Here is an 11,471-nt window from a genome sequence, read left to right as displayed (position 1 = left end):
AATAGCGTAGCCAGGAGCGAGCCGAGACCCCGGCTCGCTACATCCCTTCCGACTTCCCCGAGACATTCATATGAGCCCTCGCTCGCCTGAAATCCAACCACAGCACCGGCTCGCCTCGAGCGAACGCCTGAGCGTCGTTCCACAGGTAGGCGCTGCCGCGGTGGAGACCCCGTCCTGGCAGCCCTGAGCGTCTACCTCGGGCTAGCCGCCCTCGCCTTCGGGGCGGCGACGCTGCTGCCGCTGCAATCGGAAGCGGCCCTGGCCGGGCTGTTGCTGACCGAGCGCTATGCAACGATGGCGCTGCTGCTGGCCGCTACCCTGGGCAACGTGGCCGGCTCGACGCTGAACTGGTGGCTGGGTCGCCATCTCGAACGCTTTCGCGAGCGGCGCTGGTTTCCCCTCACCCCCGAGCGTCTGGTGCGCATCCAGGGTGCCTATCGGCGCTACGGCTGGTGGTCCCTGCTACTGAGCTGGACGCCGGTGATCGGTGACCCCCTCACCCTGGTCGCCGGCGTGATGCGTGAACCCCTGTGGCGCTTCCTGCTGGTGGTGACCCTGGCCAAGGCGATCCGCTACGGCGTGGTCGCCTGGCTCGCCCTGGGCTGGAGCTGATAAGACAGCCCTTCCTCCTTGGCGATGAAGCTGCCTAGCCGGCTTGACGTCTGCCACGTGCCAGCCAACGCGCCTCGACGGCGGCGAGGTCGACGCGGGGAATCAGCTCGGCGGGAATACGGCTGCGGGTCGACAGATTGAACACCCGGCGACCGGACGCCTGCATCACCGTCTGCATGACCTGCAGGCCCGGCAGGATGCGACTGTGCAGATGCTGCTCCAGACCGCAGGGCGACGCCGGACTACGGCCGTCCTCGTAGAAGCGCGGCGCCTGGGTATCGAGATCGACTCCAGCCAGGTAGATCTCGCTGAAGCCCAGGTGGTAGGCCAGCTGCAGGGCGATGAAGGCCACGGTGCGGACATCGAAGATGCCGTAGTCCAGGTCACGACTGAAGCCGATGTCCCGGGCGCGACGACTGAACAGCGTGGAGGCCCGCTGCGCCTGCTCCTGCTCGACGCCCAGGTGATGCTCCAGGCGGGTGGCCGGGGCGCGGTGCAGGGCATGGGCCTTGGCAGCGAGGTCCGCTGGTAGCGCCTGGATAGCTTCCGGCCAGAGCGCCAGGCGCGCCGAGTGTTCGAGCCCCTGGCGGTAGAGGTCGGGTTGCTGCAAAGCGAAACTCAGGTCGCTGCAGACATAGAACAGCGGGCGCAGGGCACTGCCCGCCAGCTTGGCGATGGCGCCGTTCATGGTGATGAGCGGAATGTCCTGCCAGGCCGCCAGGTCGAGCGCCCCCGCGGAGGGCCCCGAGGCGAGCAGCAGGACCGGGCCGCGATAGCGGTTGCGCCAGGCGGCGAAGGCGCCAGCCATCGGGCTCTCCGGCCTGGCCGATTGAAACGAGAGGGGCGACAGGTACAAGACGCGACTCCAGACCAATGAAGGACGAGGCACGCGCCCGGTAATGACGAGACCGAGCACGCCTTGCGGCCACAGCCGGATCGCCGCTCAGCGAACGACACTCAGGTCTGGCCTATAACCTGACCAATTGTGCGCGCCCGAGGGGTAGAGGGATTTCTCGCCAAAGTAAAAGTCTGTCGCGATCTTGTATCCACCCATATACAAAGCCTGGCGCCGTGCCAGTATCGGCCTGCCTGCCCGTGCCAGGCCGACATTACAGAGGGTCTTGCTAGGAACCGCGGTAGGTGCTGAAGCCGTAGGGGCTGAGCAACAGCGGGATATGATAGTGCTGCTCCGGCTGGGTGACGTCGAACACCACGGGGATCTCGGGGAAGAAGGCGCTGCGGCCCTGCTGGCGATAGTAATCACCGGTCTTGAAGACCACGCGGTATTCCCCCTTCTCGAAGGTCTTTTCCTTGGGAAACAGTGCCGGCACCCGGCCCTGCTCATTGGTGACCTCTTCCGCCAGCGGTTGCCAGCCCTGCCCCACCTGACGTTCCAGGGTCACATGCACCCCGGCCGACGGCTTGCCATCTTCCAGGTTGAGCACATGGACACTCAGGGGATTGGGTGCGGCGACCGCAAAGCCGGACAGGGCCAGGCCGGACAACAGAACGAACGTCTTCATGGAGATCTCCTTCAAGGATGGGAGGTGAGATTGAGGTGTTCAGCGGCCGCCAGCGCACAGCGCTCGTCCGCCCCGCCCCCGCCGGCCCCGGCGATGCCCAGGGCGCCGACCAGTTGGTCGCCCTCGTATAGCGGGATGCCACCGCCCAGCAGCAGCAATTCGGGCAACGTGGTGAGATTGGCCGCGTCCGGGTTCTGCCGGGCACGCTCGGCCAGCGCCTGCGAGGGGGTACGGGTGGACAGCGCGGTGAAGGCCTTGCGCCGCGCGGCCTCGGCGTTGTGCGGCCCGACGCGGGTATCGCGTTGCAGCAGGATCGTCTGGCCGCTGCGGTCGAGCACCGCGAGGGCCGCGCTGCAGGGCGCGGCTTGCGCCAGCCGCTGAGCGGCGGCGAGGTCGAGATCAGGGTGCTGCGGCAGGGCCGCCTGCGCCTGACCGAGCAGGGTGGCGGCCAGCAGCGCAGCGGCATGAGCAGAAAGAAAGCGCGACATGATTCGAGGTCCGGGGAAATGACCTCGCCAAACTATCCTGATCGATCGGTCAGGAACTGGTACTCCAGCATGACAATTTTGTCAGGTTGCTCAAGGAGATGGCTGCCATCCCCGGAGTGCGCTCCCCCTTCGACCAGCCGGTCTTCGCTGGCGGCCCGAGCCAACCCCGAGGAGTGCCCTGTGCTTAGCCGTTCCTGGGCCCGCGCTGACTGATCGCCGCGGAGCGGCGGAGGCCCTCGCCTGGCAACTGGTCGCTCACTGCCGCAAATCTTCCCAAGGAGTATTGATCGATTAGATCAAAACGTGCTTTATTGTGATCAGAACAATCACAAGGTAGGCATGACCATGAAATTCCGCGGCATCGTTCCCGCCCTCGTCACCCCGTTCGACGCCCAGCAGCGTGTCGATGAAGACGCCTTGCGCGGTTTGATCGAAAACCTGATCGGCGCTGGCGTCCACGGCCTGTTCGTACTGGGCACCAACGGCGAATTCTTCGCCCTCTCTGAAGCCGAGAAGCTGCGTATCGCCGAGCTAACGGTGGACGCCGCAGGCGGCCGCGTCCCCGTGGTGGCCGGTACCGGTGCCTTCGCCACTCACGAAGTGATTGAACTGAACAAAAAGATGGCAGATCGCGGCGTCGATGCCCTATCGGTCATCACGCCCTACTTCAATGCCGTCAGCCAGAAAGAGCTGATCACGCATTACGAAGCCATCGGCGATGCCTCTTCGCTGCCGCTGATGCTCTACAACATTCCGGCCAAGACCGGCATGTCCATCGGCATTGGCGCCGTGGCCACCCTGAGCCAGCATCCGCAGATCAAGGGCATCAAGGACAGCGCCGGCAATTTCGACGCCCTGGTGCAGATGCTGAAGTACCGCAGCGACGACTTCGCCGTCTTCGCCGGCACCGACTCCCTCATCTACTGGAACCTGCTGGCCGGCGGCGATGGCGCCGTGGCGGCCACGGCCAATGCCGTGCCCCAGGTCGTCATGACCATCTGGAACGCCTTCCAGGCCGGCGACTACGCTACCGCCCGCGCCGCCCAGGAAAAGCTGCGGCCGCTGCGCGATGCCTTCGCTCTGGGGACCATGCCGTCGGTACTGAAGAAGGCCGCCGACCTGCTCAACGTCCCGGTCGGCCCCTGCCGGGCCCCGGTCGCGCCGCTGGATGAAGCCACGGTGCACAAGCTCGAAGGCCTGCTGGCCATCTACCGCGACTGATCCGGAGCGCTCATGTCCCTCTATCATTTCCAGACCGTCAAACACCTGGTCCATGGCGCCGGCGCCCTCGATCAGCTCGGCGACAAGCTCGCCCTCCTCGACGTCCCGCTACGCCGCGTGGTGCTGGTCACCCAGAACGCCATGCATGGGCTGGGCGTGACCGAGCGGGTCAAGACGCAACTGGCCGCCCGCGATATCGAAGTGGCCGTGATCGACAACGTCGAGATCGAACCCACCCTGGAGAACATCGAGCAGGTCTTCCGCGAGCAGGTCGCGCCGCGCCAGCCCGACGCCCTGCTCGCCATCGGCGGCGGCTCTGTGCTGGACGCCGCCAAGCTGTTCGCGGTCATGCTCACTAACGAGCAGTCGCTCAGATCCATGCTCGGCATCGACCAGGTCGCTCGCGCCGGACTGCCCACCGTGCTGGTACCGACCACCGCCGGCACCGGCTCGGAAGTCACGCCCAATGCCATCGTCACCCTGCCCGACGAAGAGCTGAAGGTAGGCGTGGTCAGCCGCCACCTGCTGCCGGCCCTGGTACTGCTCGATCCGCTGTTGACCCTGAGCCTGCCCAAGGCCATCACCGCGGCTACCGGGATGGACGCCTTCACCCATTCGCTGGAGTCCTTCATCTCCAACAAGGCCAACCCGGTCAGCGATACCTTCGCCCTGGAGTCCATGCGCCTGATTGCCGGCAGCATCGTAGAGGCCTACCAGCAGCCGGACTCGGTGCGCGCCCGCAGTGACATGCTGCTCGGCTCCACCTACGGCGGCGTGGCCCTGACCGCGGCGGGTACGGCCGCGGTCCATGCCCTCGCCTATCCACTCGGCGGCAAGTTCCATGTCACCCACGGGGTGGCCAACGCCATGCTGCTGCCCCACGTCATGGCCTTCAACCTGGACAGCTGCGCACCGCGCCTGAAGCGCGCCGCCGTGGTCTGCGGCCTGGCCCGCGAGGAAGACAGCAATGAGGCCGCCGCACACAAGCTGATCGAGCAGATCGCCGCCTGGACCGCCACCCTGGAAATCCCCCAGGACCTGGCCGCCTTCGGCGTGCGTGAGGAGCACCTGCCAGAGATGGCGGTGGCGGCCTCCAAGGTCACCCGGCTGATGGTCAACAATCCCAAGCCGCTGAGCCTGGACGACATCCAGGCGCTGTACCGGCGGTTGCTGCCATGACCCGCCTGCTGATCCTGGCCGACGATCTCAGCGGCGCCGCCGACTGCGCCCTGGGCTTCGCCAAGACCCAGGCGACCCGGGTGCTGCTCGACGCTAGTACCCTGGACGCCCTGGCACCGGTGACGGCACTGGATCTGGACAGCCGTCGACTGAAGGCACGTGCGGCGGCCGCGCGCCACGCCGCACTGCTCGAGCATCCGACGTTGGCTGGCGCCGCGCTCTACAAGAAGATCGATTCCACCCTGCGCGGCAATGTCGCCGCCGAGGTGGCTGCGCTCGCCCCGCGCGGCCTGGCCCTGGTGGCACCGGCCTATCCGGCCCTGGGCCGCGTTACCCGCGGAGGCATCCAATACCTGGACGGCGTACCGGTCGACCAGACCGATGTCTGGCGCAACGAGGGCCTGACCGGCAGTGCCGACCTGGTCGCTCAACTCACCGATCAGGGTATCAGCTGCGCCCGGCTGGACCTCGCCACCCTGCGTCAGCCGGTGGCCCTGGCCGCCGCCCTCCGCCGCGCCCTGGACAGCGGTCTGCCCGCGCTGGTCTGCGATGCCGAGCGCCAAACGGACCTTGAGGCGCTGGCCCGGGCCTCGGCGCCGTTCGCGCAAAAAGTGTTCTGGGTCGGCTCGGCGGGTCTCGCCGAAGCGCTGCCGGTTGCCCTGGGCCTGGTGGGTACCGCCCTACCTCACCCGCGGAGCGACGGTCCGGTGCTGACGGTGGTCGGCAGCATGTCGCGCCATTCCCAGACCCAGGCCGAGTACCTGGCGGCCGGTAGCCCGCAACACTGGCAACGCCTGGCACCCGCCTGGCTGCTGGAGTCGCAGCGCTCCGCCGAGCGTACCGCGCTGGCCACGGCCCTGGCCCAGCGCCTGGCCCGCGGCGAGGACGTCCTGGTCAGTCTCGATCAGCAGGCGCGAGATCCGCGTCAAGCCGTGGCCTTGAGCCAGGCCCTGGCCGAGCTGCTGCAGCCCGCCCTGCAGGAGGCCACCGCCCTCATGGCCACCGGTGGCGAGACCGCTCGCGCCCTGCTCGCCCGGGCCGGCATCACCGCGCTGGACCTGCACGGCGCCCTCGCTCCCGGGGTGGCCCTGGCCAGCACCCGCTGGCGTGACCGCACCTTGAAAGTCGTCACCAAGGCCGGCGGCTTTGGCCAACCCGACACCCTCCTCGACGCCTGGCGCCAGCTGCGCGCCAACCTACCCGCACCGGCCGCCACGGCCTCCCTGCAGAAGGAAGCCCATCATGTCTGAACGTCCCGTCATCGGCATCACCATGGGTGACGCCACCGGCGTCGGTCCCGAGATCATCATGAAGTCCCTGGCCCATGCCGCGGTCTACGACAGCTGCCGGCCGCTGGTCATCGGCGACGCCGGTCGCCTGGAAGACGCCAATCGCATCGTCGGCGGTCGCCTGCAGGTCAATGCCATCGAGCGCCCCGATCAGGCACGCTTCCAGCCCGGGGTGGTGGACTGCATCGACCTCGGGCTGATCCCGGCCGACCTGCCCTACGGCAAGCTGTCCGCCCTGGCTGGCGACGCCGCCTATCGCTATATCGAACGCACCGTGCAGCTCACCTCGGCCGGTGAACTCGATGCCATCTGTACCGCGCCGCTGAACAAGGAAGCCCTGCACGCGGGCGGCCACATCTTCCCCGGTCACACCGAGCTGCTGGCGCATCTCACCGGTACTGAAGAGGTGTCAATGATGCTGATGACGCCGATCCTCAAGGTCATCCACGTCACCACCCACATTGGGATCATCGATGCCATCGCCCGCATCGAGCCAGGCCTGGTCAAGCGCACCATCGAACGCGCCCACGCCACCCTGCTGCGCGCCGGTATCCAGGACCCGCTGATCGCCGTCTGCGGCATCAACCCACATGCCGGCGAGAACGGCCTGTTCGGCTACGGCGAGGAGGAAACCAAGATCCAGCCGGCCATCGACGAGCTGCGCGCCCGCGGCTGGCGCGTGGAAGGCCCGCTGCCCGCCGACACCCTGTTCTTCCGCGCCGGGCGCGGCGACTTCGACTGCGTGGTGGCCATGTACCACGACCAGGGCCACGGCCCGGTCAAGGTCATGGGCCTGGAGGCCGGGGTCAACGTCACCGTCGGTCTGCCGGTGATCCGCACCTCGGTGGACCACGGCACCGCCTTCGACATCGCCGGCAAAGGCATCGCCGACGAGCGCAGTCTCATCGAGGCGCTGCGCCAGGCCACCGAACTCGCCAGTAGACGCCGCGCCAGCCAGGCCGCCATCGCCTGAGGAACGACTACTTCTCCCGTAACGCCAGTGCTATCCAACAACAACAACAGGAATCACTCGCATGCAAACCTTCGACGTGCAAAGCACCGCCATCATCGTCGGGATGGTGGTGGTCTACATCCTCTTCACCACCTGGCTGAGCATCCGCCTGCGCAGCCGCACCAGCGGCGAATTCATGGTCGCCGCGCGCAGCATGCCGGCCTTCGTGGTGGGCATCCTGATGATGTCGGAATTCATCGGCGCCAAGTCCACCGTGGGTACCGCCCAGGCCGCCTTCGAGAGCGGCTTCGCCGCCTCCTGGTCGGTGATCGCCGCGGCCATCGGCTTTCCGCTGTTCGGCCTGCTGATGGCGCGCAAGCTCTACGCCTCCGGCGAATTCACCATCTCCGGCTTCATCGCCCAGAAATACGGGCTGTCCACCAAGCTGATGGTGTCGATCATCATGATCTACGCCCTCTTGCTGGTGAACGTGGGCAACTACGTCAGCGGCGCCGCGGCCATCGCTACGGTGCTCAAGATCAACCTGCCCACCGCGGCCTTCATCACGGCCATCGTCAGTACCCTGTACTACGTCTTCGGCGGGCTGAAGAGCGTGGCCTACGTCAGCATCCTGCACACCTCGGTCAAGTATGTGGGCGTGCTGATCGTCCTGGGCGTGGCCCTGCACATGACCGGCGGCTTCACCCCGGTCATGCAGCACATGCCGGAGCATTACTTCACCTGGGACGGCGCCATCGGCGGCAGCAAGATCGTTGCCTGGATCATCGGCACCGTCGGGGCGATCTTCTCCACCCAGTTCATCATCCAGGCGATCTCCTCGACCAAGGATGCCCGGGCCGCACAACGCTCCACCTTCCACGCCTCGCTACTGTGCATCCCCATCTCCCTGGCGCTGGGCTTCATCGGGGTCGCCTCCAAGTACCTGCATCCGGAGATGAGCAGCCTCTACGCCTTGCCGGTCTTCCTGCAATCGATGCACCCGGTACTGGCCGGGGTGGTGACCATTTCCCTGGTGGCCTCCATCTTCGTCAGCGTCAGCACCGTGGCCCTGGCCATCGCCTCGCTGGTGGTGCGCGACTTCTACGTGCCGCTGCGCAAGCCCACGCCCGAGCGTGAATTCAAGGCCACCCGGGTGATCTCCCTGATCATCGGCTTCGTGCCGCTGTTCTTCGTCTTCTTCGTGCCCGAGATCCTCAACCTGTCGTTCTTCACCCGAGCGCTACGGCTGTCCATCGCGGTGATCGCCATGATCGCCATCTACCTGCCGCTGTTCGCTACCAACCGCGGCGCGACCCTGGGCCTGCTGGCCTCGACCATCACCACCAGCGCCTGGTATCTGCTGGGCAATCCCTATGGCATCGACAACATGTACGTTGCCCTGGCGACGCCTGCCATCGTGGTAGTCATCGAACGTCTCTTTCCCCAGCCCGCCGCCAAAGCCGCTCCTGCCGAGGTCCCCCATGTCCACCACTGAAATCGCCATCACCGGTCGCCAAGACGCCTTCCTGCCTACGCCCTATCCGCAGAACCACGCCGCCAACCTGCTGGCCCGGCCCGACGGCACTCTGCTGTGCACCTGGTTCGCCGGCACCCAGGAAGGCAAGGCCGATATCTCGGTCCTGCTGAGCCGCCGCGATCCGAAGACCGGTACCTGGAGCGAGCCCGTGCAACTGTCGGACGACCCGACCCGCTCCGAGCAGAATCCCATCCTGTTCCAGGCGCCGGGCGGTCCGCTGTGGCTGCTGTGGACCGCGCAAGTAGCCGGCAACCAGGACACCGCCATCGTCCGCCGCCGCCTGTCCACCGATGGCGGCCACAGTTGGGGCGCCATCGAGACGCTGATCGACACCCCCGGCACCTTCGTTCGCCAGCCGCCGGTGGTGCTGGCCAACGGCGACTGGCTGCTGCCGATCTTTCACTGCATCGCCCGCCCCGGCGAGAAGTGGGTGGGCAGCCATGACACCAGCGCCGTGCTGATCTCCAGCGATCAGGGCCGCAGCTGGACCGAGCATGCCGTGCCCGAGAGCACCGGTTGCGTGCACATGAACATCCAGGCGCTCGGCGACGGCAGCCTGCTGGCACTGTTCCGCAGTCGCTGGGCCGACTTCATCCACGTTAGCCGCTCCCAGGACGGCGGTCGCAGTTGGAGCGCGCCCACCCCAACGGCCCTGCCCAACAACAACTCCTCCATCCAGTTTATCCGCCTCGCCAGCGGCGAACTGGTGGTGGCCTACAACCCCACCAGCGCCGCCGACTACAGCGAACGCCGCGCCTCGCTCTATGACGAGATCGACGACGGCGACAGCCGCGTCGATCCGGTAGCGAAGGACGGTGAGCGCAGCGCTGTCTGGGGCGTGCCGCGCGGCCCCATGAGCCTGGCTGTCTCCACGGACGAGGGTCACAGCTGGCGGCGCCTGGACGTCGAGGCTGGCGATGGCTACTGCCTGACCAACAACTCCACCGAGAAACTCAATCGCGAGTACTCCTACCCCAGCCTGGTGCAGACGCCTGATGGAGACCTGCACCTGGCCTTCACCTACTTCCGCCAACGCATCAAGCACGTCCGGCTGCCACTGGCCGCGCTGCGTTGAAGGAGACGGCGATGACGACCCAGCCTCATGCCCTGGTCACCGGCGTCAGCTCCGGCATCGGCGCGGCCATCACCCAGCGCCTGCTCGCCGAAGGCTGGCGGGTGACCGGCCTCAGCCGCCGCCCGCCCGAGCACTCCCATCCGGCGCTGACCTGGCTCGGCGTCGACCTGGCCGATGCCCAGGCACTGGATGCCGTGCTGGCCGATATCGAACCACTGGACGCCATCATCCACGCCGCCGGCTTCATGCGCACCGCGCCGCTGGGCAGCCTGGACCCGGCCGACGGCGCCGCCATGTGGCACCTGCACGTCGCCGTGGCCAGCCGCCTGGTGGATCGCCTGATCAAGCGCCTAGCCACAGGCGGGCGCATCGTGCTGATCGGCAGCCGCACCATGCAGGGTGCGGCCGGACGCAGCCAGTACGCCGCCACCAAGGCGGCCCTGGTCGGCCTGGTGCGCTCCTGGGCGTTGGAGTTGGCTTCGCGTGGCATCACCGTGAACCTGGTGGCGCCCGGCGCGACCGAGACGCCCATGCTGCGCGACCCGGGCCGGGCCGGCACCCCGCCCCGCTTGCCCCCACTGGGCCGCTACGTCCAGCCCGAAGAGGTCGCAGGCCTGACCGCCTTCCTGCTCGGCCCGGACGCCGGCGCCTTCACCGGCCAGACGCTGACCGTCTGTGGTGGCGCCTCGCTGTGAGAAAGATGAGGCGCTACTGCGCTACAGTAGCGCCGTCTCTCTCGCTGGAACGCCCATGAAGGTCGCCAAACGTCGCCAAGCCATCCTCGAACTGGTCCTGGCCGGTCACACCAACGTCGAAACCCTCTGCCGGCATCTGGAAGTGTCGGAAGCCACGGTCCGCCGCGATCTCACCGCCCTGGCGGAAGAAGGCCGGATCGTCAGAACCTACGGTGGCGCGACCCATATCGGCACCCGCGAGCCCGAGCCGTCGCTGGAACAACGCAGCAGCCAGTCCGGCCCGGAAAAGGCCCTCCTCGCCCGCGCCGCCCTCGCCCATATCAAGGATCACGACACCCTGCTGCTCGACGGCGGCACCACCACCGCCGCCCTGGCCAAGCTGCTCAGCGAAAGACGCGGCCTACACGTCATCACCAACAACCTGCTGGCGGTCCCCCTGCTGCGCGACCTGCCGGAAGGCCACGTCACCCTACTCGGCGGCGACCTGCGCCCCGGCAGCATGTCCACCTTCGGCCCGGCGGCCTTCACCATGCTGGAGCGGCTGTCGGCCGATAAGGTCTTCCTCAGCGCCGACGGCGTAGTCGCCGGCCGCGGCCTCTGCGAAGCCAGCCCCGAGCAGGCCTACCTCAAGGAATTGATGATCCAGCAGGCCGCCGAGGTCTTCGTGCTTGCCGACTCGACCAAGCTGGGTCGTGATCGCCAGCAGCACTGGACGCCACTCAAGACGGACTGGACGCTGATCACCGATGCCACGGTGGGTGAGGTGCTGGCGCCGTTCAGGCAGCAGGGGTTGGTGCGGGTCGAAGTGGTGTCCTGAGTGTTACGACGCTGTTCGTCACAAAGAACGGTTGGAGCGTGCTCGCCTAAAGACGATCATGCTTGCGTTTAAGGACTGTAGCG

General features: G+C 67.2%; 12 protein-coding genes. 9 read left to right on the top strand and 3 right to left on the bottom strand.

The window, feature by feature from the left end; all coding sequences use genetic code 11:
* Positions 1–174 precede the first annotated feature (174 nt).
* The gene (locus tag QZ471_RS12220; RefSeq protein ID WP_295464698.1) at positions 175–612 is read left to right on the top strand and encodes a YqaA family protein; all 438 of its coding nucleotides are present in this window, start codon (positions 175–177) and stop codon (positions 610–612) included.
* A 34-nt stretch (positions 613–646) separates the two neighbouring features.
* On the opposite strand, the gene QZ471_RS12215 is transcribed toward QZ471_RS12220, so the two are convergent.
* The 3 genes from QZ471_RS12215 to QZ471_RS12205 all read right to left on the bottom strand — a co-directional run bounded on the left by QZ471_RS12215 (position 647) and on the right by QZ471_RS12205 (position 2,623).
* A complete protein-coding gene (locus tag QZ471_RS12215; RefSeq protein WP_295464041.1) occupies positions 647–1,420 on the bottom strand; it encodes a lipopolysaccharide biosynthesis protein in 774 nt (257 codons plus the stop codon).
* Positions 1,421–1,736: 316 nt separating this feature from the next.
* Positions 1,737–2,135, bottom strand: a complete 399-nt coding sequence (uraH, locus tag QZ471_RS12210; RefSeq protein ID WP_027602718.1) for a hydroxyisourate hydrolase — start codon at positions 2,133–2,135, stop codon at positions 1,737–1,739.
* An 11-nt stretch (positions 2,136–2,146) separates the two neighbouring features.
* Positions 2,147–2,623: a heme-binding protein gene (locus QZ471_RS12205; RefSeq protein WP_295464038.1), complete on the bottom strand. Its 477-nt coding sequence runs from the start codon at positions 2,621–2,623 to the stop codon at positions 2,147–2,149.
* A gap of 345 nt (positions 2,624–2,968) precedes the next feature.
* On the opposite strand from QZ471_RS12205, the gene dapA reads away from it, so the two are divergent.
* The 8 genes from dapA (at position 2,969) to QZ471_RS12165 (ending at position 11,388) form a co-directional block, all read left to right on the top strand.
* Complete coding sequence (gene dapA, locus QZ471_RS12200) at positions 2,969–3,844, top strand: 4-hydroxy-tetrahydrodipicolinate synthase (RefSeq protein WP_363287217.1); 876 nt, start codon at positions 2,969–2,971, stop codon at positions 3,842–3,844.
* A 12-nt stretch (positions 3,845–3,856) separates the two neighbouring features.
* Positions 3,857–5,023: an iron-containing alcohol dehydrogenase gene (locus tag QZ471_RS12195; RefSeq protein ID WP_295464034.1), complete on the top strand. Its 1,167-nt coding sequence runs from the start codon at positions 3,857–3,859 to the stop codon at positions 5,021–5,023.
* Complete coding sequence (locus QZ471_RS12190) at positions 5,020–6,273, top strand: four-carbon acid sugar kinase family protein (protein WP_295464032.1); 1,254 nt, start codon at positions 5,020–5,022, stop codon at positions 6,271–6,273. The genes QZ471_RS12195 and QZ471_RS12190 overlap by 4 nt, the downstream gene beginning before the upstream one ends.
* Positions 6,266–7,285 carry a 4-hydroxythreonine-4-phosphate dehydrogenase PdxA gene (gene pdxA / locus QZ471_RS12185; RefSeq protein WP_295464030.1) on the top strand — a complete coding sequence of 340 codons (1,020 nt, stop codon included), beginning with the start codon at positions 6,266–6,268 and terminating at the stop codon, positions 7,283–7,285. The genes QZ471_RS12190 and pdxA overlap by 8 nt, the downstream gene beginning before the upstream one ends.
* Positions 7,286–7,346: 61 nt before the next feature.
* On the top strand, positions 7,347–8,759 hold the full coding sequence (locus QZ471_RS12180) for a sodium:solute symporter family protein (protein ID WP_295464028.1): 1,413 nt from the start codon (positions 7,347–7,349) through the stop codon (positions 8,757–8,759).
* On the top strand, positions 8,746–9,876 hold the full coding sequence (locus tag QZ471_RS12175; RefSeq protein WP_295464026.1) for an exo-alpha-sialidase: 1,131 nt from the start codon (positions 8,746–8,748) through the stop codon (positions 9,874–9,876). Before QZ471_RS12180 ends, QZ471_RS12175 begins: the two co-directional genes overlap by 14 nt.
* A gap of 11 nt (positions 9,877–9,887) precedes the next feature.
* Positions 9,888–10,571 carry an SDR family oxidoreductase gene (locus tag QZ471_RS12170; protein ID WP_295464024.1) on the top strand — a complete coding sequence of 228 codons (684 nt, stop codon included), beginning with the start codon at positions 9,888–9,890 and terminating at the stop codon, positions 10,569–10,571.
* 55 nt (positions 10,572–10,626) lie between these two features.
* Entirely contained in the window at positions 10,627–11,388 is a 762-nt protein-coding gene (locus tag QZ471_RS12165) for a DeoR/GlpR family DNA-binding transcription regulator (RefSeq protein ID WP_295464022.1), read from the top strand.
* Positions 11,389–11,471: the final 83 nt, after the last annotated feature.

The sequence above is a fragment of the uncultured Pseudomonas sp. genome, assembly GCF_913774235.1.
Lineage (GTDB): Bacteria > Pseudomonadota > Gammaproteobacteria > Pseudomonadales > Pseudomonadaceae > Chryseomonas.
The sequence above is the reverse complement of the archived record's forward strand: the minus strand, read 5'-3'. Positions and strand labels throughout refer to the sequence as shown.